Annotated in this window: 17 protein-coding genes; 16 read left to right on the top strand and 1 reads right to left on the bottom strand. The window is 39.2% G+C overall.

What is annotated here, in order from left to right; all coding sequences use genetic code 11:
- The first annotated feature begins 45 nt into the window (after positions 1–45).
- From KHA99_RS04195 to KHA99_RS04130, 14 genes are all read left to right on the top strand, one after another.
- A complete protein-coding gene (locus tag KHA99_RS04195; protein WP_213116157.1) occupies positions 46–2,658 on the top strand; it encodes a right-handed parallel beta-helix repeat-containing protein in 2,613 nt (870 codons plus the stop codon).
- Positions 2,659–2,863: 205 nt separating this feature from the next.
- Entirely contained in the window at positions 2,864–3,811 is a 948-nt protein-coding gene (locus KHA99_RS04190) for a carbohydrate ABC transporter permease (RefSeq protein WP_213116156.1), read from the top strand.
- Complete coding sequence (locus KHA99_RS04185; RefSeq protein ID WP_213116155.1) at positions 3,811–4,647, top strand: carbohydrate ABC transporter permease; 837 nt, start codon at positions 3,811–3,813, stop codon at positions 4,645–4,647. Before KHA99_RS04190 ends, KHA99_RS04185 begins: the two co-directional genes overlap by 1 nt.
- A 50-nt stretch (positions 4,648–4,697) precedes the next feature.
- Positions 4,698–6,041: an ABC transporter substrate-binding protein gene (locus KHA99_RS04180; protein WP_284037635.1), complete on the top strand. Its 1,344-nt coding sequence runs from the start codon at positions 4,698–4,700 to the stop codon at positions 6,039–6,041.
- Positions 6,042–6,111: 70 nt separating this feature from the next.
- On the top strand, positions 6,112–7,269 hold the full coding sequence (locus KHA99_RS04175) for an oligogalacturonate lyase family protein (RefSeq protein ID WP_213116153.1): 1,158 nt from the start codon (positions 6,112–6,114) through the stop codon (positions 7,267–7,269).
- Between the two features lie 20 nt (positions 7,270–7,289).
- A complete protein-coding gene (locus KHA99_RS04170) occupies positions 7,290–8,408 on the top strand; it encodes a glycoside hydrolase family 88/105 protein (protein ID WP_213116152.1) in 1,119 nt (372 codons plus the stop codon).
- 149 nt (positions 8,409–8,557) lie between these two features.
- Positions 8,558–10,375, top strand: a complete 1,818-nt coding sequence (locus KHA99_RS04165; protein ID WP_213116151.1) for a sensor histidine kinase — start codon at positions 8,558–8,560, stop codon at positions 10,373–10,375.
- Complete coding sequence (locus KHA99_RS04160; RefSeq protein ID WP_213116150.1) at positions 10,375–11,952, top strand: response regulator; 1,578 nt, start codon at positions 10,375–10,377, stop codon at positions 11,950–11,952. The genes KHA99_RS04165 and KHA99_RS04160 overlap by 1 nt, the downstream gene beginning before the upstream one ends.
- 80 nt (positions 11,953–12,032) lie before the next feature.
- On the top strand, positions 12,033–13,349 hold the full coding sequence (locus KHA99_RS04155) for a multi antimicrobial extrusion protein MatE (RefSeq protein WP_213116149.1): 1,317 nt from the start codon (positions 12,033–12,035) through the stop codon (positions 13,347–13,349).
- A 65-nt stretch (positions 13,350–13,414) separates the two neighbouring features.
- Positions 13,415–14,248 carry a sugar phosphate isomerase/epimerase family protein gene (locus KHA99_RS04150; protein ID WP_213116148.1) on the top strand — a complete coding sequence of 278 codons (834 nt, stop codon included), beginning with the start codon at positions 13,415–13,417 and terminating at the stop codon, positions 14,246–14,248.
- A 186-nt stretch (positions 14,249–14,434) separates the two neighbouring features.
- The gene (locus KHA99_RS04145) at positions 14,435–15,976 is read left to right on the top strand and encodes a bifunctional GNAT family N-acetyltransferase/carbon-nitrogen hydrolase family protein (RefSeq protein ID WP_213116147.1); all 1,542 of its coding nucleotides are present in this window, start codon (positions 14,435–14,437) and stop codon (positions 15,974–15,976) included.
- 98 nt (positions 15,977–16,074) lie between these two features.
- Complete coding sequence (locus KHA99_RS04140) at positions 16,075–16,701, top strand: fumarylacetoacetate hydrolase family protein (RefSeq protein ID WP_213116146.1); 627 nt, start codon at positions 16,075–16,077, stop codon at positions 16,699–16,701.
- 84 nt (positions 16,702–16,785) lie between these two features.
- Positions 16,786–17,394, top strand: a complete 609-nt coding sequence (locus KHA99_RS04135) for an MMPL family transporter (protein WP_307851974.1) — start codon at positions 16,786–16,788, stop codon at positions 17,392–17,394.
- Between the two features lie 235 nt (positions 17,395–17,629).
- A complete protein-coding gene (locus KHA99_RS04130) occupies positions 17,630–18,202 on the top strand; it encodes a hypothetical protein (protein ID WP_213116145.1) in 573 nt (190 codons plus the stop codon).
- A 65-nt stretch (positions 18,203–18,267) separates the two neighbouring features.
- Here KHA99_RS04130 and KHA99_RS04125 read toward each other — a convergent pair whose 3' ends face one another.
- Complete coding sequence (locus KHA99_RS04125) at positions 18,268–18,468, bottom strand: hypothetical protein (protein ID WP_213116144.1); 201 nt, start codon at positions 18,466–18,468, stop codon at positions 18,268–18,270.
- A gap of 218 nt (positions 18,469–18,686) precedes the next feature.
- Between KHA99_RS04125 and KHA99_RS04120 the strand changes: the two genes are divergently transcribed.
- Both KHA99_RS04120 and KHA99_RS04115 read left to right on the top strand, forming a co-directional pair.
- A complete protein-coding gene (locus tag KHA99_RS04120; protein WP_213116143.1) occupies positions 18,687–22,292 on the top strand; it encodes a bifunctional 2',3'-cyclic-nucleotide 2'-phosphodiesterase/3'-nucleotidase in 3,606 nt (1,201 codons plus the stop codon).
- 898 nt (positions 22,293–23,190) lie between these two features.
- Positions 23,191–25,587 carry a M14 family zinc carboxypeptidase gene (locus KHA99_RS04115; protein ID WP_213116142.1) on the top strand — a complete coding sequence of 799 codons (2,397 nt, stop codon included), beginning with the start codon at positions 23,191–23,193 and terminating at the stop codon, positions 25,585–25,587.
- Positions 25,588–25,664: the final 77 nt, after the last annotated feature.

Below are 25,664 nucleotides of genomic sequence, written 5' to 3'. Positions count from 1 at the left end.
TGGTATTCTATAAGACTATTAAATAGTAAAAAGGGAGTGAACATATTGACCGCACTATCAAAATTCCGGAGTATTGGTCTTACCTTACTTATGGTTTGCAGCAGTATTCCGGCCGCGTTTGCGGAAGAAACAGGAACTGAACAGCAGGCTTCCAACAAAGAGAATCTAGTATGGCAAAGCGTAACCTTTGGACAATCGACCGATTTAAACTTTGCCGCGAATGTGCTGCCTGAAAAGATAGGAACAAACTATGCAGCGCCGGAAAAACCGGGCACGATTGAGGGCAAAATTACCTTGGAGAGCAGGGGAGGCAAGTTAGCGCCAGGACACGATGGGCTGACCTACTATTTTACAAAGCTTAATCCTAACCTTGATAACTTTGTCCTGGAAGCGGACATGACTATTGAGCAATTTGGACCTGAGACAGGGGCTGGACCCAATGGTCAAGAAAGTGCCGGAATTATGGTGAGGGACACGATCGGTGCACCGCGCCAAGACCCGATGATCCTTGGCTATGAAGAGGTTCCTGCTGCCTCCAATATTTTTGGAGTCGGTATGATGCGGAATGGTGTAGCCCCTATTTACAGGACAGGTGTCGTTTATCCATGGGGGAATCTCGGAAGCCAATTAAAAGCCTCTCCTTTTACAACGGATTCACAGTATAAACTCCCCAATGGAACACCTGTAAAGGTAAGGCTGGAGAGGACGGACACTGAATTTATCATGTCTGCTACTTTTACCCATTTGGCTGAGCAAAAAACATTTGAACAAAGAGTAAAAGGCGCAGACTTTGTCCAAGTGATGGATAAGGATAACATGTATGTTGGTTTTTATGCGGCCAGAAATGCTAAAATGACCATTCAGAATGCAAAGTTGACTCTGAGTGAGGCCCATACTGTGCCTACACCTCCTGCTGAACCTGTACCCGCCAATCCAGCTATTAATATCGTTTCTGCACTTGAGTCTGGTTCAGAACATTATGACTTTAAAGCAATGGCAAATTATAAAGGTACCGTAACAATTAAAAAAGCCGGTAAAGAAATAGTAAGTGCTGCTGAAGTTCAAAAAGACGAGGTCTATTCGTATAATACAACTTTGGACCAAGACACCACTGATTTTACTGTTACCTATACTCCAAGTGAAGGACCTTCAACATCACCAATCACCAAAAACATCACAGTAACGAAGAAAATATACACAAACGGAGCCGGTCTGTATGTATCGCCAAACGGAACTAGTTTGGCTAAAGGGACAATAGATGACCCAGTAGATTTAGAAACTGCGATCAAATTCGTCATCCCTGGTGAAACCATTTATATGCGCGAAGGAACCTATACTCCTGCTTCGATCATTAACATTAAGAAGGAATATAGCGGCAGCAAAGATAAAATCAAAACATTAATGGCCTACAATGGTGAAAAAGTCGTGATCGACGGACAAGGGAAACTTGGCAGCGTCCTGCAGTTAAATGGAGATTACTGGCGCTTGTTTGGTATCCAGATTACGAAGGCTGTATCAAGTGGAATGAGAGTCAGCGCTGACCACAACGTGGTCGAGCAAATGCTGTTCAACTATAACGGAGATACCGGCCTGCAAATCAGCGGCAGCGGGTCCAATCCTGATTTCTGGCCTAAGTACAATTTGATTTTAAACTGCGAATCGCATGATAATCGCGACCTTTCTGATGAAAATGCAGATGGATTTGCGGCCAAACTGGGTGTTGGGGTTGGAAATGTCTTTAGAGGAAACATCGCCCATCACAATATTGATGATGGCTGGGATTTATACAACCGCACGAATGAAGGCGCCAATATGCCGATAACACTGGAAGGAAACATTGCCTATTCAAACGGTAAACTGAGCAATGGCTACAATAAAGATGGCAATGCCGGCAATGGGTTTAAGCTTGGCGGGGAAGGCTTGCCGGTGGATCATATTGTCCGAAATAATATATCCTTTGACAATAACATGGACGGATTTACCGACAATTTTAATCCGGGCAAGATGATTGTCGAGAACAATACTGCCTTCAACAATAAACGCTTTAACTATGTGTTCAGAATCAATCCATACTTCACTGCACAAGAGCAGGGCACTTTTAAAAACAACCTTTCGGTCCGAACTGCTTCCGGTGCTGTTAAAGATTTTATTTCCGGTAATTGTGATCTGACGAACTTCTTCTATGATGGGGTAAAAACAGCAAACAGCGAGGGAACCACTGTAACTGAAAAAGACTTTGTCAGCCTCAATATTCCAGAAAAGTTTGATAGAGACTTCGATGGCAATATTGTGTATGGCAATTTTCTTCGGATAGCTCCTGATAGTTTGCTAAATAAAGCAGGAGTTGATAAAGGGTTCGTCGGGGCACTTCCAGCAGATCCTGTGTCGATTAGGGTAGTAGGACCTGCCACTCTAAGAGAAGGCGAGTCAGCGAACCTTGTAGTCAAAGCCACATTCTTTGATGGCTCTGAAAAAACATTATCTTCCGGTGCTCAGTTTACTAGTGGAAATAACTCCATTGCAGAAGTGGACAGAACTGGTCATCTTCAAGCAAATGAGAAAGGCAAGACGAATGTTTCCGTTACGTACCATGGATTGGAGGCCAAGCTTGCTATCCATGTTAAACAAATGCCGCCGGGTCTTAACAAGAAACAATAAATAGTGATGAAAAGGCAGCTAATTGGAGCTGCCTTTTTGATTGACCTTTGATAAAAGAATTTCCATCTTTGCTGTATTTCTAAAAGAAAACGAATTCTAAAAAACTATAAACATCTAAAAATATCTAACAATCTCCTAAAGATATTGAATTCTTCATGTAAGCGGTTTCGATTACAATAAAATACAAGAAAGGAGGATCCATACAATGAACCTAAGGCAAGAGTTGGAAGTACCAGCTGTTTCTACAGAGAAAAAGAAACCATTGAAAAAATTCAAAATAGATAAATGGATTCCTTATTTGTTTATACTCCCCTCTACATTAATGATTGTAACATTTTTGTTCTATCCTATCGGGACAGTATTTTACTATAGTCTTCAGCACTATGATATCTCAGCACCGTTCTATAACGCTTTTGCTGGGCTAGACAATTTCAAGAAGATTTTTACCGAGGATAAATTATTTTTTCCAAGTTTGCTCACCACTTTAAAATGGGTGGTTTCAGAGGTAGGCTTACAGCTAATCTTTGGCTTAACAGCAGCACTTCTTCTCAATCAAAAATTTAAATTTAGAGGAATGGTAAGATCAGCTGCCTTTATTCCGTGGGCAATCTCGGGTGTGTTAGCCTCTGTCATGTGGTCTCTCATGTTTAACGAGCATATGGGTGTCATCAATGATCTTTTTATGAGATTAGGCATTATCAGTGAAAGCAAAGCATGGCTGGCTGGTAGCACTAGTGCCTTTATATCGGTCGTTATTGCAGAGTTGTGGAGAGGGATTCCTTTCTTTGCCATTACTTTACTCGCTTCACTTCAAAGTATTCCGGAAGAACTGTATGAGGCGGCAAAGGTAGATGGTGCTAATAGGGTGAAAACGTTCTTATATGTGACATTGCCGTCATTGAAAAATACTATTGTCTTGACAACTTTACTTCGTGTAATTTGGGAATTTAATAACGTGGACCTTCTATTCAACCTGACAGGGGGAGGTCCGGCACACAGTACCACCACCTTGACGATGTACATTGCAGAACAGGCAGTACACGGATCGAATTTTGGCTATGGATCGGCGCTAACTGTTGTAGTCTTTGCTATATTGCTAGTCTTTGCCATCATTTATTTACGCATTACAAGATATGATAGGGAGGGTAACTAATGATCAAAACAAAGAAAAGAGTTGACCGGCTGCTAACATTCAATCTCCCGCTTCTGGTGATGCTCATCTTTACTCTCTTTCCGTTATACTGGACCATCAATACAGCTTTTAAGCATGAAGGAGATATCATCAAACGCCCGCTTGGATATGTACCAGCGTCCCCGACCATCGATAACTTTGTGACAGCCTGGACAAATGTTGGTTTTTCCACTTACTTTAAAAATAGTTTACTAGTAGGTGTTTGCACAGTTTTTATTGTCTTAATTCTATCAACACTATCTGGTTATGCATTAAGTAGATACAAATTCAAGGGAAAACGGGCATTTCTGCTGATGCTTCTATGCACGCAGTTTATTCCAAGGTCCATGCTCATTATCCCGCTGTTTATTATCTTTAAATTTTTAGGCTTAATCAGTAACCCGCTTTCCTTAATAATTACCTATGCGGCGGTTGAAATTCCATTTACGACTGTATTAATGAATGGTTTTATTTCAAATGTCCCACGAGAGCTTGAGGAAGCAGCAATGGTTGACGGATGCAATAAGCTGCAGGCCATCCGCTATGTCATCTTCCCACTGTTGGTTCCTGGGATTGTTGCCACAAGTGTGTTTACCTTCATTTACACATGGAATGAATTCTTGATTGCTTTAATGCTGACAAACCAGCAGGGCAAGTTCACGCTGCCAGTCGGCCTCAGTTACATGATGGGTGAATTCAATATCAACTATGGTGCTTTAGCAGCTGGAAGTGTAATCGCTTTAATTCCGGCAGTCATTTTGTTCGCCTATGCGCAAAAGCATTTGGTCAATGGCATGGGTGGGGCTGTCAAAGGCTAATCTAGGGTTTAATATTAAAATTATATAACAATATGTTAAGGGGGATTTTTGTGTACACAAAGTTTTTCAAAACGGTTGCCGCTACTTCAATGGCTGCATCGTTACTGTTAGCAGGCTGCAGTTCCGACTCCGGCAGCAGTAAAGAAGCCAATACAAAGGAAAAGAAAGAAGATCCAAATGAAAAAGTTACGTTAACGTTCTGGGATGAAAATGCCGGGCCGCAGCGTACACCAATCTGGGAAGAGTTAATTAAACGATTTGAAGAGAAAAACCCTAACATTGACGTGGAATATGTCGGGCTGCCAAAGGATTCTGCCAAAGCAAAGTACGATGCATCGATTGCTGCAGAAGACACACCTGACGTGGGCAGTGTTCAAACAAGCTGGCTTCCTGAATTTGCGCTCCGTGAAGCATTGCTGCCACTTGATTCTTATTTTGATAAATGGGATGAAAAAGGCAAGATTAATAAAGGCGCGGTAGCTTTTAACAAGGAAATCGTTGTCGACCACAAATTATACGGGGTTCCTTATACCCAAAATCTTGACATCTTATGGGTGCGCCCTGACTGGTTTAAGGAAAAGGGAACTAAAATTCCTGAGACTTGGGATGAGTTCTTCACAGCAGCCCAGCAGCAAACTGACAAAGCAAACAACCGCTATGGTTATACTATCCGCGGCGGCGCTGGCGGATCATTCCAATTACAACGTTTAATGTATGCATACTCTGGGGAAAAGGACTACATCAAGGATGGCAAAAGTACCATCAACAACAAAAAGCATGTTGAATTCTTGAAAAAGTATTTTGCACTCTATAAGCAAAATACTCCGCAAAGTGATATTACCAACGGTTATAAGGAAATGATTGCTGGCTTCGATACAGGTGCTGTTGCTATGGTTCAGCATAACATTGGTTCTTTTGGTGAGCATAAAGAGGCATTACAGCCAGACCAGTTCCAAGCGATTCCACTTCCAAAAACTGCTGATGGCAAGTATGTGGCAGAAGGTGGTAACACAATCGGAATCAGTGTCTTTAAAACAACCAAGCACCCTGATGCAGCATGGAAACTGGCAGCATTCCTGAACTCAAAAGAAAGCCAATCTTACTGGAATCAACAGGTTGGACAGATTCCTACCAACTCTGATGTCTTAAGTGAATCTTGGGTAAAAGATTCTCCACATATTCAAACAGCATTTAAAGTCTATGATGACAAGGAAACAATCCTTTACGAGCCGCCGTTCTATCTTCCTGAGTACAGATCGATTCTTGATACTGTCGTGGACCCTGGAACACAGGCTGTAATGAGCGGAAAAATGACAGTAGAAGAATTCTTAAATGAGTGGGCAAAAGCAATTGAAGATGCTCAGAAGAAATATGATGAGCATTTCAAGAAATAAACAATAAAAATAAAGCCGTCTAGAAACTTACTTTCGAGACGGCTTTACCTCTTCTAAGGTGGTGAATAGGTTGATAGGTAAAGAGTTTCCCTCTGAAATCAAAGAATACGTAGATGAGAAGACTGGCAAGACTGTTTTGCAGCTAACATCTGATGGCTCTAACAATTATCATTTTTATTTTACAGATAATTCTTTCACGCTAGGAGACGAGGAGATTTACTTCCTTTCTGACCGTTCTTCCAAGACTCCGAGAATCTATAATCTATTTAAAATGGATTTGAATTCAGGGCTCATTGTTCAATTAACGGATGAAATAGATGGGATTGAGCCCGGCAGCCACACGAAAACACCGGACAGCGAGTTAGTTGTTTATGTTACGGGAAAGGTGATAAAAAAACTAAATACAAGAACATCGGAAATCCAAGTTATTTATGAAGAGAGAAACGATGTTCACCTCGGCCATCCACATATTTCACCAGATAAAAAGTATATCGGTTTGGCCAGGAATGAACGGGTTCCTATTCCTCGGGGAGCTAACTACAAAGGGTTCAAAGAAACGATGTTTGCTACAAAAAAGGGCTGGATTACCCTCATAAGCCTCGATGGCTCAAAGGTAATCGATGTCTTTGAAGATACCCATTGGCTGGGGCATTTTCAGTTTTGTCCGACAGACAGCAGTGTTGGGATGTTTTGTCATGAAGGGCCGTGGAACCTTGTACACCAAAGGATGTGGCTGATTGATCTCACAAGCAGAAGTGTGCAGCCTGTTTACCGCCAAGGAGAAGATGATTGTATCGGTCATGAATTTTGGACGACAGATGGAAAGATATTTTTTGACAATCGCCGAAAAGGCCACGATGGAACTATTACAGTACATAAAACCCAGGCTACCGTCGAAAAAGTAGAAACCGATCAAGTTCCCTTTATTGGCCTGGCAGACAAGAATGGTACCATTCTCCGGACCGTTGATTTGCCTTATTACTGCAATCATTATCACAGTAATAGGGAAAATACCTTATTGGTTGGGGATGAAGTAGAGGACCTAGTGTTAATCAACATTGAAAGAGAAGAAGCTTCCATTGAGACGCTATGTACCCATATGACAAGCTGGAATACCCAGCAAACACATTGCCATCCAACCTTCAGCTGGGATAATGAAAAAATCTTATTCACTTCCGACCGTGAAGGTACGACAAATCTTTATTTAGTTGACATTTTAAATCCATAGGATTAACAGGAGGTACAAGCATGAAGAGTTATTCAGAGACAAAAACAACTGATGTAACAGCAGAACTTGCTCTTGCAATGGCTGAGAAGGCGTCAAAAACACTGATGAGAACATTTACTCCGGAAGAACTGCCGCCTGCCAATGTGTGGCACTATCACCAGGGAGTTTATCTTTACGGGATGCAGCGTGTTTGGGAAAAGACGCAGAATCAGGAGTATTTTGATTATCTAAAGAGCTATTTAGATAATCTTCTGGACGAGGAGGGCAATTTTCTATTCGAGCGGGATCAGCTGGATTCGATTCAAGTAGGGATATTATTATATCCTTTGTTGGATGAGACAAAGGATCAACGCTATAAAAAAGCTGCCGATAAGTTAAGATATCTATATTATACATTGAACAAAACTAAAGAAGGCGGATTCTGGCATAAGGACAAATACCCTTATCAAATGTGGCTGGATGGTTTGTATATGGCAGGTCCGTTTGCTTTAATGTACCAAAATGCCTTTAACGAACAAGGGTTAGATGACATGGTTTTATATCAGGAAAAACTGATGCGGAAAAATATGAAGGATGAAAAAACCGGACTCCTTTATCATGCCTACGATGAAAGCAGAAAGATGCCTTGGGCAAACCTAGAAACAGGCTGCTCTCCCGAGTTCTGGGGACGGTCGGTTGGCTGGTATGGCACCGCTTTAATTGATATCCTCGATCATCTTTCAGAGGAACATAGCGGAAGAGAAGAATTGATAGAATCCTTGCATAGCCTAATTAAAAGCCTTGTAAACTATCAGGATGAAAAGACTGGATTATGGTATCAAATTGTAGATAAAGGTAGCAAAGAGGATAACTGGCTCGAATCCTCCTGCTCCAGCTTATTCATTTATACCATTGCCAGAGCAGTTGAAGAGGGGTATGTCGGTAAAGAATACCTTGAAGCTGCTGTCAAAGGATACCAAGGATTATTAAACAAAATGATTGAAGTCGATGGTGATTTATTAACGATGAAAGGAATTTGTATCGGAACTTCTGCAGGTGTGTATGACTACTATGTTTCTCGTCCAGTGTCTGAAAATGATCTTCATGGTGTTGGTGCCTTTATTTTAGCAAGCATGGCACTTGTCAATATCATTAAATAAGCGCAGGGAACCCATAATTTTGTTATGGGTTCTAGCTGTGTCATCTAGGAAGTTTTTGGATGCGTGGGAAGACCCATTTACTAGTTTAGTAAAATATTGTATTTTATAATAGGATTTAGTATAAAAGGAATGGAGAGGAGGGTGCAGATATGAAAACGCTTCCTAGTTTACCTATGAGAAACAAACTTGTCGCATTTATAAAAAAGTATTTTCTATTCTCCCTTCGATCCACGATTATTTCGTTATTTCTGCCAGTCATCATTTTTTTTATCGCATTTACGGGCTGGATTTCCTACCAACTGGCTGTAACCCAGCTCGAGGAAAACGCCTATAAAAGTGTCGATGATACAGTATTTCAGACGAAGGCTTATTTGGAAAATAGATTATATGATATATTTGAACAGCTGGTTGCCTTCTCTAATGATCCGAAGACACTGGATTTGATTAACTCAGAATCTTCAGAAGTAATGCCTGAGGATTATATTAAAATAAACAATTCGCTAAAAGTGATTCATTTGAACTTTAACTCGATTATTGATTCTATTCTGGTGGATATGCAAAATGGAAAGTTTACGTTATATCGAAGCGATTTCCGGATGAAATTCAATCAATTTCCATATAAAAAATATGGAGAACTTTATCAAGGCAGCAAGGAAGGGTTTTATTGGCATAATGAGCATCCCGATGATATTTTTGCCAGTGATTCAGAAGTAGTAAGCGTTTTTAAGTTGATCGGTAATGGCAACTCGAAAGCGAATGGTATTTTACTCTTTAATTTAAGAAAAGAATTTTTTGAAAACGTTTTAAATAAATCTTTGATTGGGGACCATGGTTACCTCACCCTAGTAAGCCCTGAAGGAGCCTTCAATTCCAAAGCAGTGGCAAAGGAATACAGCTTGAATTCAAAAGAATTAAATCATTTGCAATCGTTAAAGGAAGAAAGAGGCCGATATGAGTTTCAAAATACAGATGGGAAGAAGATGACGATCATTTATGATACGATGGGTGTCAATAAGTGGAAAGTGGCGGCTGTTTTCCCCACAGATGAGATTTTAAAGAAAGTCAATTATATTAAAATTGTAACGGTTGTTGTCATTCTCATTTTAACTGGAATAGCCATCTTAATAGCCAACTTTTTCTCAAAATACATAACAAATCCGGTCTCTGCTCTAGTATCACAAACAAAACTCATCAATGAGAAAAATCTACAATTGGCTTTCTCTCACAATGGCCCTCGAGAAATTGGAATCTTAGGAACGGCATTGGATGATTTAATGGTTAAAATCAATAGTCTATTAGACCAAATACGGCTTGAACAGGACGAAAAGCGGCATCTAGAATTCTCAATTATGCACGCCCAAATTAATCCCCACTTTTTATATAATACCCTTTATTCCATAAAGGGCTTGTCTGATATGGGAATGAATCAGGAAGCTAGCAGCATGATAACAGCTCTGTCCAACTTTTTTCGAATTAGTATTAGCAGGGGGAAAGAAATTATCAGTTTGGAGGAAGAAATTGCTCACATCCAAAATTATCTGATTATACAGGAAATGAGATATGGAGATAATTTCTCCTATGAAATAAATGTCGATTCTAATCTATTACAATATAGAATTGTTAAACTTACCCTGCAGCCTCTGATTGAAAATGCCATCTATCATGGAGTCAAGCAAAAAAGAGGCAAAGGGAAGATTACGGTAAAAGGGTATGAAAATGAGGATATTATATTCCTTGAAGTGATCGACAATGGTTCAGGTATCGACACCGAAAAATTAACTGCCATTAGGGATGAACTTTCAAACAAAAGTAGAACTTCCGCGATTATTGGCATTGGTCTTAGAAGTGTTCATGAAAGAATCCAGATGCACTTCGGGGAGGCCTACGGGTTAACTATTGAAAGCGAGCTGGGGGCAGGGACAAGGTCCATTGTCAGGATTCCTAAGACGAAGGGAGAAGTTAACTAATGTATAAGGTAGTAATAGTTGATGACGACCGAATTATCCGCAAGGGGTTATCCAGTGTGATTCCTTGGACTGAGCATGGGTTTGAACTGGTGGGTGTTGCTGGAGACGGTGAACAAGGTTTAGAAATCATTGAGGCCACAGAACCTCATATTGTCATATCCGATATCCAAATGCCGTTTATGGATGGTCTTGAAATGACAAAGGCGATCAGGGAGTTTAATCCAAAAATAAAAGTCATCTTGTTGACGGGATATGAAGATTTTAAATATGCACATGAAGCTATACGATTAAGGGCATATGATTACTTGCTAAAGCCTGTAGAAACTAGTGAACTACTAGATAAGCTAAAACAAGCAACGGCTGATTTTGATTTTCAGAGACGAACAGAAAACCATCTTAACGAAAGCCAACATTATATCCAACAGCAGTTTCTAAAAAAACTAAGACTTAACAAGGTAACAGATGAAGAGATTTACAAAGAGTTGAGTTTAGTAGGAATAGAGCATAGTGGGTCACCCATTACAGCTCTATATGTCAAAATGGACCAAACAGATTTTGGCCCTCAGTCAAATTTGGAAACGATGAAAGAACATATGATGGATCACTGTAAAAGCATGCTCAATCTCTTCAACATGGATGGCTGCGTCTTGAACGATGAATCCAATCATTTTACCATGTTTCTTTTTGGTTCAAATCAATTGGTTGATAATTTTATTCATTTTATTTCCAATGTGACAAGTGAACTCCTCTCGACCATAAAGGAAACGTTTAATACGACCATTACGGTTACGAGAGGGAGAGTATATGATGAACTTTCAGGCCTTTCCTGCTCGTATCAAGAAGCAGTTAAAGCGATGGAATTCCGCCACTTGATTGGTATCAATCAAGCTTTTTCCATCGATGATATTGAATCTTCCGATTGTAACGAGGTGGTTGCCCAGCTAGCCATAGAAGAGGATCTTTTCCAATATATTTCACTGGGGCTTCCGGAAAAAGTTACGGAACTATTGGACCTAACAAAGGAACGTTTAACAAATAATAAAGCATCCTTACAGGAAGTGACCCTGCTTGCTATCAGGATCATCAGTTTAATTTTCCATGAATCATCCAAAATCGCGAAGACCTGGGATTATTCAAGATTTGAGAATGCCGAAAGCAAAGTAGTAAACATGCAGACGATCGATGAAATTTTTTTAGAGATTAAAATCATTGCAGTAGATTTATCTGAGTTTCTCAAAAGGATCAATACCAATCAAAAGCACTCGCTCGTTGATAAAGCCATTGATTTCATTCGTGAACACTATCATGTGGCTAATCTAAATCTTCAAACGGTATCCGAAGAGGTTCATGTCAGTTCAGCCTATCTTAGTAACCTCTTCAAAGTGGAAAAGGGCTTTAACTTTGGCGATTTCCTCCTTGAAACGAGGATGAAGAGAGCGATGGAGCTTTTTCAACAAACAGATTTAAAGACTTATGAGGTGGCGGAAAAGATAGGGTATTCCAATCCCCAATATTTTAGCAGCAGTTTTAAAAAATACACGGGGTACTCCCCAATTGAATTCAAAAAACTAAAGTAGGCATATAATTCGTGCTATCCGGATAAAAATAAATGACTCTGTAATTACCGAAATATAATGAAAGGAGTAGTGAAATTACATTGCCTCAGATCTTTAAGGATTCTAGCTTTGTACGAATCCTTATATTTTTTATTCCATTGGCCGTTTCTGCAAGCCTAACATCCATTTCTCATGTGATTATTAATGGAACATTGAGTAGAGCAGATCATGCGGAAGTCATTATTGCAAATTATGCTATTGCCTTTTCACTATTTGGAATTCTCGAACGGCCGGTCTTGGCGTTTAGGCAAACGAGCTCCGCTTTGGCAAAAGGGCAAGCTTCCTTTAACAAAATTGCTGCCTTTTTTATAAAGGTCTCTCTCATTATTACAGCCCTTTGTGCCATCATTGGTCTTACACCGATTGGAAATTTAGTGTTTAGGTACGGGTTTAATGCGGAAGCTGAATCAATGTCATCCTTGAAGTTAACCTTTCTTGTCCTTTCAGGGGTCATTTTATTTTCCGGACTCCGTTGCTTATATCAGGGGGTCATCATTAATAAGCTAGAAACTAAATGGTTAACGATTGGAGTCATTATTCGATTAGTATGCATGTTTGCTATTGCAGCTTTTTTAATTTTATCCAATCAGGCCAATACGAGCGCTGCAGGTGCAATGATTTTTTTGACAGGAATGGGAATCGAGTGCTTCATCAGTGTCTGGCGCGGGAATTCCATTATGAAAGGGTACGTCAAGGAACCTGATACTGCCCTAAGGCAAAAAGACATTTCTGCCTTTTATTTTCCGTTGGTTTTTTATTTGTCCTTTCAGACCATCTTAATTCCGATGATTTATGCGTTTCTTGGCAAAATTCAGGATGTTCATTTAGGGATTGCCTCCTTTGCATTGGCTTTTAGCATTACTAACCTGATTCTCAGTTTTTTTATGTACACACACCAAATTGTTCTGCAATTTTATGAACATAACAAACAGACAGTTTTAAGATGTGTGATTGTTTTCAGTATTGTTCCATCTGTCTTTTTGGCTAGTCTTAGTTTCACTAGCGCCGGCCCTTGGTTTATGGGCACGGTATTAGGGGCGGAAACGAAATTGGCGGCCGAAAGCCTCGATGTATTAAAATTCTTTATCTTTAAGACCATGGTCTTCCCGTGGGTTGATTATTTTGGCGGGATTCTTATGCTCCAAAAGAGCACAAAATCTCTTTTGAAACCGCAAATTTTTAATATGATCGCTGTTATCCTGATGATTATTCCATTGGTGTATTGGTATCCAGGGTTGAATGGCAAGGCAGGAGCCATTGCAGCTTCCACAGGCGAAATCATCGGTCTATTGGCTGTTTCCTTCGTCGTTACCCGCAGAGGAAAGGGAAAGCAAATAGAGGGACAGAAAGTAGTTTAGAGAATTGTTCACGTTAACATTTTTGAAGACAGTGTTTGGCTATAGAACGAAAGAGGTGGATTAGTATGAATTTAGGGATTCGGGCCCATGACATCGAAGCAAATTCATTAGAAGAACTGGTGACAAAAATAGCGGATAAAGGGTTGAGTTGTGCTCAGTTGGCATTAAGCAAGTCATTGCCATTCCTTTATCCAGAATTAGGCAGTCTATCTCCAGGCCTTGCCCGCCATGCCGGTAGAGCTTTTTCTGCCAGGGGAATTCAGCTTGCCTTCTTAGGTTGTTATTTTAATATGATTCATCCAGATTTAACAGAGAGAAAAAAAGGCCTTGCCCGTTTTAAAGAACATATCCGATTTGCAAGGGATTTTGGCTGCAGCATCGTCGGGACAGAAACGGGCAATGTCAACGCAGAGATTGTTTACACTAAAGAAAACTTTAAAGAAAAGCCTTTTATGGAGGTAGTTGAAACTGTCTCAGAACTCGTAAAAGAGGCAGAAAAATTTGGTGTCATTGTGGGGGTTGAGGCGGGAGTAAATCATCCTGTCTATTCTGTCCAAACCTTGAAGCGTCTTTTAGATATGATTGACTCGCATAATTTACAAATTATTTTTGATCCTGTGAATCTCTTAACCATTGATAACTATTTACAGCAGGATGAGATATTTGAAGAAGCATTTGCTTTGTTGGGAGACAGGATCGTTATTTTCCATGCCAAAGACTTTATCATTGAGGGCAACTCTTTGAAACAAGTGCCAGTAGGACAGGGGTTGTTACATTACGATAAGTTGTTTAACTTATTAAAGCTCAAAAAACTATATATCAATATTCTGATTGAAGGAACTAAGGAACCTTTTATTGATGAAAGTATCCTCTATTTGAGACGGATATACGAAAAATAGAAAATTAATAATGAAGGAAAAAGAAGCTGACTAAATGGTGGGAATGACACCATATTTGTTTAGCTTTTTCTGTGTACTTGAATTTGACTTTGAAATAAGGGCATCCTAAATCAAAAATGCAATTTAAGATAAGGATTTTTTTATGGAACTTCATAGCTTTACTTTGAGAGCAGGGGTGTGAAAACCATGTCAGAGACAGATATGTCGAAATACGAGAAGAAAATTGAGATTCGCAACATCTTTATTGAAGACATAGATGAAATTATTGCGCTTGGTAGAGTTTGCTTCCCCAACATGGACCCATGGAAGCGGGAGCAACTGCTTAGCCATATTCGAATTTTCCCTGAAGGTCAAATTTGTGTGGAATATGAGGGCAAAATCGTAGGGTCCTGTTCAAGCCTTATCGTCAATTTTGACGAATACGACGACCAGCACACCTGGGATACCATTACAGACCATGGGTATATCACTAATCACGACCCAAGTGGACTTAATTTATATGGAATTGAAGTGATGGTCGATCCCGAATATCGGCGCATGAAATTAGGTCACCGTCTTTATGAGGCGCGAAAGGAGCTAGCCGTTCGTTTAAATCTAGAAAGCATCATTATTGGCGGACGAATCCCAAATTATCACAAATACAAGGATGAAATGACAGCAAGGGAATATGTGGAAGAAGTGGAGAAGCACAATATTTATGATCCTGTGTTATCCTTTCAGCTTCTGCAAGGATTTAAAATTAAACGGATAAATACGAGCTACCTCCCAGACGACAAAGCGTCTGATTCAATGGCCACTTTGATGGAATGGAATAATGTCGATTATCGGCCCAAATCTAAGCGTATTTATCGTACATCATTCCCCGTTAGAATTTGCGTCGTCCAATATATGATGAAGAAAATTGACTCTTATGAAGATTTCAGTACACAAGTGCAATATTATGTGGACGTAGCCGCCGATTTTGGTTCCGATTTTGCGGTGTTTCCAGAAATATTCACAACCCAATTGATGTCCTATCTTGAAGAAAAACGGCCAGACCGGGCAGTAAGGCGACTGGCGACCTTTACAGATCAATATATAGAACTGTTTACGCAGCTTGCTGTAAGATATAACATCAATATAGTCGGCGGAACTCATTTTATCGAAGAAGATGGAGATATTTACAATGTCGGCTTTCTTTTCCGCCGGGACGGCACAATTGAAAAACAATCGAAGCTTCATGTGACACCTAACGAGAAAAAGTGGTGGGGAATCGCTGAAGGAAATGAGATCAATGTATTTGATACAGATTGTGGAAAAATTGCAATTCAGGTATCCTATGACATCGAGTTTCCTGAACTCTCACGAATTGCAGTTGAACAGGGTGCTAATATTATTTTTGTCCCATTCAGTGCAGAAGATCGGCAAAGCTATCTTCGCGTACGCTACTGTGCCCAGGCCCGTGCGATTGAAAACCAAGTTTATACTTGTATTGCCGGAACTGTGGGCAATTTAACACATGTAGAAAACATGGATATTCAATATGCTCAATCTGGAATTTTCTCGCCAGCCGATTTTGAGTTCGCAAGGGACGGGATTGTCGGGGAATGTGATGCTAACGTTGATACCGTCGTTGTTGGCGACGTTGACCTTGAGAAACTGAGACGCTCTCGGAATTCCGGTTCGATGCGACAATTACGTGACCGGAGACATGATTTGTATCGAATAGAATGGAATGGCTTATCTTAAAAAATAAATTTAAAGGTGCATACTACTACGGGTGATGAATAATGCCATGTCAACTTTAAGAGTAAGTTTTAATTTTTACTATAAAACGAGGGATTGTCATGAATAAGATCTCTAATATCTACTGCGTCGGTCGAAACTACGCTGAGCATGCTAAGGAGCTGCAAAATGAAGTGCCGACTTCTCCGATTATTTTTTCCAAACCTACTCATGCCTTGGTGGAACCTGTTGGTGAGGAAATTTTACTGCCTGGAAATCGAGGTTCTATCCATTTTGAAACAGAAATAGTAATAAGGATAGGAAAATCATATGAAAAAGGGATTAGAGTAGAGGAAATAGTCAATAGTATGGCCATTGGCATCGATTTTACCTTACGGGATGTTCAAAGTGAACTCAAGAAAAAAGGCCAGCCATGGCTATTGGCAAAAGGATTTCCAAACTCAGCTATTGTGAGCAAATTCATCTCCTTTCCTGGGATAGAAGAAATGAAGAAGACCGAATTTTCTCTTCTTATAAATGGTAAAAAGGTACAGCATGGGAACATAAAAAATATGATCTTTGATTTGCAGACCATAATTGATTTCATTGCCCTAAACTTTGGATTAGGGGAAGGGGATCTAATCTTTACGGGTACTCCTGAAGGGGTTGGACCAGTTAGGGACAAGGATCATTTATCATTACTTTGGGGAACTTCGGTTCTAGGTGAAAGTATTATAAAACTAAATTAAATTACTTAACAGGCTCTAAGGAATACCTTTGGGCCTTTTTTGACAGTTTTTTAAGCCTACGTATGGACTAGGACTATTCTTGTCTTGCTACCTATTGAAATATCACCGTACAATAGATTTAGCTTGTACGATATATTGAGCCGTGATTTGAACAAAGCAACCGCGATCGTTATTATCGGAGTATTACTAGTCTTATTCTTAGTCATACGTTCGTTCTGGACACCAGTTTTTATCACTGCGTCCCTTTTAGGAGCATATTATACTGCGATGTTCATCATTAACTATATTTTCATAGATTGGTTGGGATATGCTGGTATTTCTTCCTTTGTTCCATTCTTCTCTTTCATCATCATTGTAGCCTTAGGTGTGGACTACAGTATATTCTTAATGATGCGCTATAAGGAATATCAACATCTGTCACCAAAAGAGGCAATCGTTTTGGCTTCCAGAAATACAGGTGGAGTCATTATTTCGGCAGTAATTATACTCGGCGGCACCTTTGCTACACTAATGCCATCCGGAATTATCCTGTTGGGTGAATTGGCAATTGCCGTCATCACAGGTCTCGTCGTCCTATGCTTTATTCTGCTTCCTGTCTTCTTGCCAGCGATGATTGCCCTGCCAGAGGCCCTTGCCCATTTATTTTCTCGTAAAAGGGAAGATGAATTAAGCCTGGAGGAAAAAGTAATCTAATAAGTAGGTAGAGGATCCCGATGGCAAATGCTATCGGGATCATTTTGTAACCATTATTACGACATTTTTTGATCAGGTGATAGGACTTTTTTAGTAAAAACCATGATTAATGTGGATTTATGTAATAATAAGCAGGAATTTAAGTTTTAAAAAAGAAATATAAAAGATATGTTGAAAGATAAGGAGAAAAACTGTTTTCAACCATTCTATTAAGGTTTGAGAGAAGGTGTATGATATGATGGATCATTTTTTTGCAGACTATAAAAAATTTATTGTAGTACCGGAAGATGAAAAAAAACGCAATGAAGTATTTGATCACAAAAACTATGCAGCATATTATATACTAACACTGTCTTTATTTGATCCACGAGTATCGTGCTGGAGAGACGCGGGTAAATTTGAAATAGATATTGATAAAAGTATCGAAACGGTCTTAAAGGATTTCAATGAAAAGCAGCGTGAGAGGTACCATCTTCAATTACTAGAAGTAGATAAGGAGAAAAACTATTTTATCTTAGCCCTTTCTTCAAAAGTAAAATTTACATCAGAGGAAGAAAAGGAAAGCATTTCTTTTATTATTGATAGAATATTAACAAACCCTTTTTATGTTAGGCAAAGCTGGTTCAACCTAATTGGTGAAAAAGGAAGAATCGCGCGTAAACTATTTAGCTGTTCGTTTAAGGAATATGTGATTGAAGATTCAACCAATCCAAATAGGGACGAAAAATATGAAAACATTAGTGAATTTCCTAAACCAAATGGAGAAATTAAACTGCTTAAAAATCCTTTGAAACGAGATATTCTCTAAGAAAGGGTACCTAGATAATGATGAATTATCTAGGTTTTTTTGTATATGGAAAAAAATAACTTATGTTACTCTTTTTCTGAAATTACCCACCCATCAGGTGTCTTTACAATATGATAAACATCTTCATTGAATTCTTTTCGTAATTCTTTATATTCCTCATTTTCGATTTTAACCTGTGTTTTTTTTATATGTTTTACCGGAATTTCCGGTTTCTCAACTTCAAACACCAAATCTTCAATCATAAAATAGGTTCTTTTACGTTTCATAAACGAATTCCCCCTTTTAGGTTTCTTATGTATAGAATTTGCCAAAAATGAATAAAACCCTATAAATCAAATGTAAAAAATTTGTAAACAGCGCAAATTTACACTACTTTAACAGAATGAATACAAGAATTAAACATTATCTTGTTAAACTACTAACAGCAGAAGTTCTAGTAAAATCTGCTTTCAAAAAACTACTTTCACAAGAAAGGTGAATTAGAATGAAAAAAAGAAACATTCTTAGGCCGAAAAATATTCTTTCAGCTTCCTTAGCTATAACGATTATGACAGTACCACTGCTTTCCACACAAGTAAATGCAGCAGAATTACAAAATAAAAACATACCAGTAAACGTTCTAGCAAAGCAATCCAATAAAGACCTTGTAAATTTACGTCTCATGGAAACGACTGATATTCATACAAATCTATTAGCCTATGATTATTTTAAGGATGGCCCTTATGAGAAGGTTGGATTGGCTAAGACTTCAACACTCGTAAAACAAGCAAGACAAGAAGTAAAAAATAGTATTTTAGTAGACAATGGAGACTTAATCCAAGGTACTCCTCTTGGAACTTATAAAGCAAAAATTGAACCAATAATTGAAGGTGAACTACATCCTGCCATTAAAGCCATGAACAAAATGGGTTACGATATGGCTACACTCGGAAACCATGAATTCAATTATGGCTTAGACTTTCTAGATGAAGTATATGATGATGCCAACTTTCCCGTTATAAATGCAAATGTATATATTGATGATCATGATCAAAATCCAGAAAATGATATTAATAAATATACTCCATATCGCATTGTCAATAAAAAGGTAATCGATGAGAGTGGTAAAACGCATGTGATAAAAATTGGATATATCGGTTTTGTTCCGCCGCAAATTAATGATTGGGATCAATCTAATCTTGATGGAAATGTCATCACCAAAAATATTGTTGAAACGGCAAAAAAGTTCGTCCCACAGATGAGAGAACAAGGTGCTGATATCGTCATCGCTTTGACGCATTCTGGATTTAGCAGTGATAAGGCAAGTACGGAAAATGTGATTTATTCGTTAAGTGAAGTACCTGGCATAGACGCTATTACTTTTTCTCATACTCATAAGTTGTTCCCTGCTAAAACGGAAGCAGCTCTTGACAGTTCGTTTTTAGGTGCTGACAAAAAACCTTTACCGGGAGTGGATAACGCAAAGGGAACCATTAATGGCGTTCCTGCAGTACAAGCAGGTTACGGCGGTGGTTCTTTAGGACTAATCGATCTTCAGCTGAAGAAAGAAAAAGGCAAATGGTCTGTAGTTAATTCGCAATCCTCCACCCGTGAGACCTATAAGGATGTAAAGGATCCTGCTACTGGTAAGACGAAAACAGAGAGCACTGTGGAGCCCGATCCAACTATTACCAATCTGTTGAAAGCCGATCACGAGGCGACCGTTAACTATGTAAATACACCAATCGGTAAAACGACTGATGATATCCACAGTTACTTTTCATTAGTTCAGGATGATCCTTCTATTCAAGTCGTGACAAATGCTCAAAAATGGTATGTCGAAAAATACATCGCCCAAAGTAAACCAGAATATAAAGACATTCCAATCCTTTCTGCGGGGGCTCCATTCAAGGCTGGTGGCAATGGGCCGGCAGAATACACTGAAATTAATAAAGGGGATTTAACCATCCGTAGCGCTAGTGATTTATACCTTTATGACAACACGTTAAAGGCGATAAAGGTAAAAGGCTCAGTAGTTAAAGAATGGGTTGAAATGTCGGCTGGGAAATTCAATCAGATTGATCCTGCAAAAACGGACGAGCAACAACTTTTAAACTCGACGTTCCCAGGTTTTAACTTTGATGTCATTGATGGTGTACACTATCAATTTGATATTACAAAACCTGCTAAGTACGATTCAGCTGGTAAACTGATTAATCCAGATTCAAGCCGTGTTATTAATTTGACTTATAACGGCCAACCAGTGGATCCAAATCAAGACTTTATTGTTGTGACAAACAACTACCGCGCAGGTGGCGGCGGAAACTTCCCTGGTCTAAAAGGGAGTGAACTAGTAGTCGACTCTGCGGATGAGAGCCGTCAAATTCTAATGGATTATATCTCTGAAATGAAAGAGATCACGCCTACTGCTGATAACAATTGGTCGATTGCTCCAATCGATGGGGATGTAAATGTTACGTTTACAACATCTCCTAATGCAGAAGGCTATATAAACCAAGGCAGCAATATCACTTATACAAACAAAACAGACGACAAGGGTTTTGGAATCTTCAAATTAAATCTTAGTCCGATAAAAGTACAATTACTAGGCTTAAACGACTTACATGGGCAGCTTGATACCAGTACAAAAGTTGGAACAGAGCTAGCTGGGAATATGAAGTACACAGCTGCGGCGATGAAAGTTCGTAAAGCAACAAACCCTAATACTCTTTTAGTTCATGCTGGTGATATGATTGGCGGCAGCCCGCTCATCTCCGCTCTTTTCCAAGATGAGCCGACTGTTGAAGTGATGAATGCGATGCATTTTGATGTTGGTACACTAGGGAATCATGAATTCGATGAAGGAATCGCAGAATTACAGCGCATGATCCATGGCGGCGACCATCCAAAAGGTAGTCCTGGTTATAAAGGAATGGATTTCCCGGTAGTAGCAGCGAACGTGTATGATAATTCAACCGGAAAATTAATTACCGAACCTTATGCAATAAAAGAAATTGGCGGCAAAAAGATTGGGTTTATAGGTGTTGTGACGCAAGAAACACCTAATATGATTGTTACTAAAGGAAACGAAAATCTTCAAATCACCGATGAAGCAGAAGCCATCAACAAATATGCTGCTGAATTAGAGAAGCAAGGTATCAAAGCGATCGTCGTTCTGGCACATAATCCAACAACACAGACAGGTAGTTCAGATTCCTATGATGCTTCAAAAATTGCTGAAAATATCGATGATGAAGTAGACGTTATTTTTGCTGCTCATAACCATGTCGGGGTTAATAAAGTAGTAGATAACAAGCTTATCGTCCAGGCTTATTCATATGGCTCTGCTTTTTCCGATGTCGATCTTGAACTTGACCCAGTAACCGGGGACATTGTGGACAAGAAAGCAGAGATTGTAACGGTATTCCAAAAAGATTACCAACCGGACCCAGAGGTATCTGCGATCATGCAGAAGTATGAGGAAAAGATCGCTCCAATTAAAGCAGAAGTTGTTGGAGAGTCTAAAACAATTCTAGACAAAGCTTATCCTAGTGCAGTAACAGGTGATTTTGCACTTGGAAACTTGATTGCGGATGGAATGAAGGCCGAAATGAATGCGGACTTTGCCTTAATGAATGGCGGCGGTGTCCGTGCAAATCTTGATGCGGGGACAGTAACGTTTGGCGACCTTTTCACTATCCAGCCCTTCGGGAATGTGTTAAATAAAGTAAAGCTTAGCGGTTCAGATTTGGAAACTGTTCTAAATAACCAAATTACTCCGTTTACTGAGACAGATGGGACACAAACATACAGGTTAGATTTTCATGTTGCAGGTTTTAAGTACACATGGGATGGAAAAACAGGTAAAGTAGCTGACATCTTCTTGCCTGATGGTTCAAGGATTGACAAAAATAAAGAATATACAGTGGTTGTTAACAACTATATGTACGGTAATGTCAAATATGGTATTCAAGACCTTGCTACAGACTTAGAGGTTGGCCCGGAAGATCTTCAGGGGACTGTTAACTTTGTAAAAACACTTCCGAAACCATTTGAATATAAAGCGGAAGAGCGCATTAAACAATTAATTCCATTGGCTATTGCACAATAAAATGAACAAACTCAAAAAAGTCTTGGTTTAGCAGCTCCTAAACCAAGCTTTTTTTGACTGTTGTTCAATCCTGAAGGCTCAACAGAAATGTAACTAAATACTTCCATTTCCTTTCCTATATTCAGGGAAATAGTAGGATGCTGTGGAAATTACTTGATAGAACTTTACATTAAATTAATCATATTTAATAAAACGCTTATAAAATAAAATGAGTAACAATGATTGATTAAGGGGGAATTTGTATTAATGTTAAATCAAAACGTTCTTTATAATAATAAAAAATATATTCTCCTTTATGAGTACACTTCGGGTTTTTGCGAAATAAAAGAAGTTGATTCTGCTGATTATTATAAAATCGAATTAGTACATAAATCGGAATTAAAATTTCATCCTACAAATAGTTTTAATCTATAATTTTTAAAGACTAATGAGGTGTTTGGAATGGAAACTATCTTTTTATCTATCTATTTAACTACGATTATTTATACTCTTCTATATATTAACTTACCTATTATGCATGGCGATGACTACAAGGGGATGGATTATTTTCACAATAATGATTGGGTTGAATGATTGATATTTGAGACAGGAATCCAGTGTTCCAGTGCTTGATTTAATTGTGTGGGGAATTTGCTGCCTGCGTCCAGACCAATAGATGGAGCTTGAGTCTTAGACTCGGGCTTCTTTTTTTTCAAATGGTTAATTATGGAATTACCTCCTCCTTGCTCAAACATTAGTGGTGCTAAGCAGCGGAAACGCCTGTTTCATAATAATAGATACTAAATCCTATTCCGTTCACTTACAATTCAGGAAAATAGTAGGATGTTATTTTTATTTATTGATAATAGAATAAAAATACTATAAAAGTAGTAAATATACATAATTGGGGGGTAAATCAATGAAAAAGAACAAAAAGAAAAAAGCCGCAGCAAGCTTGTTGATTATTAGTCTAGTTTCCACTGTTCCATTTTCAGCTGGTTATGCTGAGGGGAACAAGTGGACAAACGTTAATACATATGAAGAACAAGATGGAAGCAAGTTTAATAGTGAGAACTATGATTTTGTTAAGTTCTCGCAAATCGGCACGAAGCTGAAAGATATTGAGAAACAATCCAACCGTGTGAAGGTTGAAGTCCGTGGAACATCTGCAGATGGGAACCCTCTTTATGTTGTCACCATTGCAGACCCAACCACACAAGGGAAATTTGGTAAAATACAAGCTTTACGGAAACAAATGTTTAAAAATCCAAGCAAGGCTCAAGACTGGATTGCCGCCAACCCGGATTTTAAAGTTCCGATTATGATCAATGGTTCAATACATGGAACAGAGTTTGTAGGAAGTGATGCAGTTCTTCAGTTAATTGAACGCTTTGCGACACAGGATGATCAAGAGACCAAAGATATTTTAGCTAACAATATACTAATTTTTAATGTTGTCCAAAATCCTGATGGCCGTGTCAATGCTACCCGTTTTAACGGTGAAGGAATTGATTTAAACCGTGATTTTATTACGCAATCACAGCCGGAAACCCAGGAAACGGTTGAGTTGATTAAAGAATGGAATCCGATGGTATTCCTTGACACACATGGTTATGTAAAAAATTATGCTCCAAACCATCAAGGCTTAATCGAACCTTGTACACCACCGCATAATCCGAATTATGAATATGATTTGTATAACAAATGGGCATTTCAGCAGGCTGAAGCAATGGAAGCCAACATCATGGCCGATAAAGCTACTTTTAAAGGGAATTTGTATAAGAGTATGGAGGGTGTTTATGTTCCTCAGCGCGATGACTCCGCCGGCTGGGACGACTATCCGCCAATTTTTACTCCAATGTATGCAATGTACCATGGTGCCTATGGTCATACATTAGAAGCACCAACAAACGATTGGGATGGTGTTCGCTGGCAGTATGATGCCATTATGGGTGCACTGAAATTTGCTACGGAGAATAAGCAAGCAATGATTACCGATCAAATTGAAATGTTTAAACGTGGTATCAACTTTGACCATCCGTTCCATAAGGACGGCTTTTTCCCAAAAGCATACATCCTACCGGTTAAAGAACAGGATCCAACTGTAACGGATAAAGCCGTTAAGCATTTGCTGAAAAACGATATTGAAGTGGTACAAGCCGCAAAAAGCTTCACTGTTGATGGAAAAAACTATCCAAAAGGAACCTATATTGTAAAAATGGATCAAGCCAAGGCTGGTTTAGCTAACACGATACTATGGGATGGAGAGGATATCTCAAACGATACACCAGCAATGTATGATATTTCGGCATGGAGCTTACCAGAGCTTTGGGGCTTTGAAGCTATTTCAACGGAAAATGATGTGAATGTAGTTACAACTAAAGTTAATCAGGTTACAGAACAAGGTGCGGTTACCGGAAAAGGACCATTTGTTATACCGAATAGTTCTGTAAAAGCTGTTAATCTAGTAAATACACTACTTCAGCAAGGCGTATCTGTGAAGCGTGATGAAAACGGTGACTTTTATGTAGAGGCAGCAGCTAATCAAATTGGTGCAGCGGTCAAGGCATCTGGCATCCAAGTTGGAAGCACTGAAAAGGTACCAGCAAATGCCGCTAAACTATCGAGCTTAAAAGTGGCAATCTTGAAGGACGGCGGCATGGGAAAACAACAGTCCCACAGCGGTACAAAGCTGGCACTTAAACGACTTGGTTTTGCTGTAACCGAAGTGACGCCTGTAGAAGTTGCTGAAAATGGTTTAAGTGGATTTGATGTATTTGTATTTAGCGGAACTGAAAGTCTAATCGCCCTGCCAGATAGATTATCAGCTGCTAATAAAGAATTTGGCTTCCAAGCTGCCAGCCAATTTGATTCTTTTAAAAACAATGTTTCTGATTTTGTAAGTAAGGGTGGAAAGTATATTGCGGTTGGTGCAGGGGCATCGAGCGCAACCAAAACCCTAGGGCTTACTGATGATACCATTAATACCGCCGGATCTAACAGTAACGGAATCGTAAAGGTGAATTATTCGGGAACTGGGGTAGCTGCCGGTTATGACCAGGATGATCTTGGTTTTGTTTACCGCCCGGTTTGGTATACTGGTACAGGCAATGATGAAGTAATTGCTAGTTTAGGAAGCGAAGATGATTTCTTTATGGCTGGCCATTGGATTAATAAAAAAGCGGAAGCAAAGGGTCAGGCTGTCATTGTGAAAGAGCAGGATAAAGATGTAACACTAATTGGATTGGAAGCTGGTTTCCGTGATCATACAGATTACTTGTTCCGACTATTATCCAATGCCATTTTTGAAAAATAAAAATGAAGTAGAGGGCCTGGCTTAAAATATGAGTTAGGCCCTTTTATATGTAGTGTTAAAAAGTGTTCAGGTTAAAA

This window comes from Neobacillus rhizophilus (genome assembly GCF_018343535.1).
Taxonomy (GTDB): domain Bacteria; phylum Bacillota; class Bacilli; order Bacillales; family Cytobacillaceae; genus Neobacillus; species Neobacillus rhizophilus.
This window is presented reverse-complemented; position numbering and strand designations above follow the sequence as displayed.

Coding starts and splice junctions, on each gene's coding strand:
- KHA99_RS04145 (WP_213116147.1), top strand. CDS start 14,435: ATGTCAGAGACAGATATGTCGAAATACGAGAAGAAAATTGAGATTCGC.
- KHA99_RS04125 (WP_213116144.1), bottom strand. CDS start 18,468: ATGAAACGTAAAAGAACCTATTTTATGATTGAAGATTTGGTGTTTGAA.
- KHA99_RS04115 (WP_213116142.1), top strand. CDS start 23,191: ATGAAAAAGAACAAAAAGAAAAAAGCCGCAGCAAGCTTGTTGATTATT.
- KHA99_RS04170 (WP_213116152.1), top strand. CDS start 7,290: ATGAAGAGTTATTCAGAGACAAAAACAACTGATGTAACAGCAGAACTT.
- KHA99_RS04150 (WP_213116148.1), top strand. CDS start 13,415: ATGAATTTAGGGATTCGGGCCCATGACATCGAAGCAAATTCATTAGAA.
- KHA99_RS04130 (WP_213116145.1), top strand. CDS start 17,630: ATGATGGATCATTTTTTTGCAGACTATAAAAAATTTATTGTAGTACCG.
- KHA99_RS04160 (WP_213116150.1), top strand. CDS start 10,375: ATGTATAAGGTAGTAATAGTTGATGACGACCGAATTATCCGCAAGGGG.
- KHA99_RS04190 (WP_213116156.1), top strand. CDS start 2,864: ATGAACCTAAGGCAAGAGTTGGAAGTACCAGCTGTTTCTACAGAGAAA.
- KHA99_RS04165 (WP_213116151.1), top strand. CDS start 8,558: ATGAAAACGCTTCCTAGTTTACCTATGAGAAACAAACTTGTCGCATTT.
- KHA99_RS04185 (WP_213116155.1), top strand. CDS start 3,811: ATGATCAAAACAAAGAAAAGAGTTGACCGGCTGCTAACATTCAATCTC.
- KHA99_RS04140 (WP_213116146.1), top strand. CDS start 16,075: ATGAATAAGATCTCTAATATCTACTGCGTCGGTCGAAACTACGCTGAG.
- KHA99_RS04120 (WP_213116143.1), top strand. CDS start 18,687: ATGAAAAAAAGAAACATTCTTAGGCCGAAAAATATTCTTTCAGCTTCC.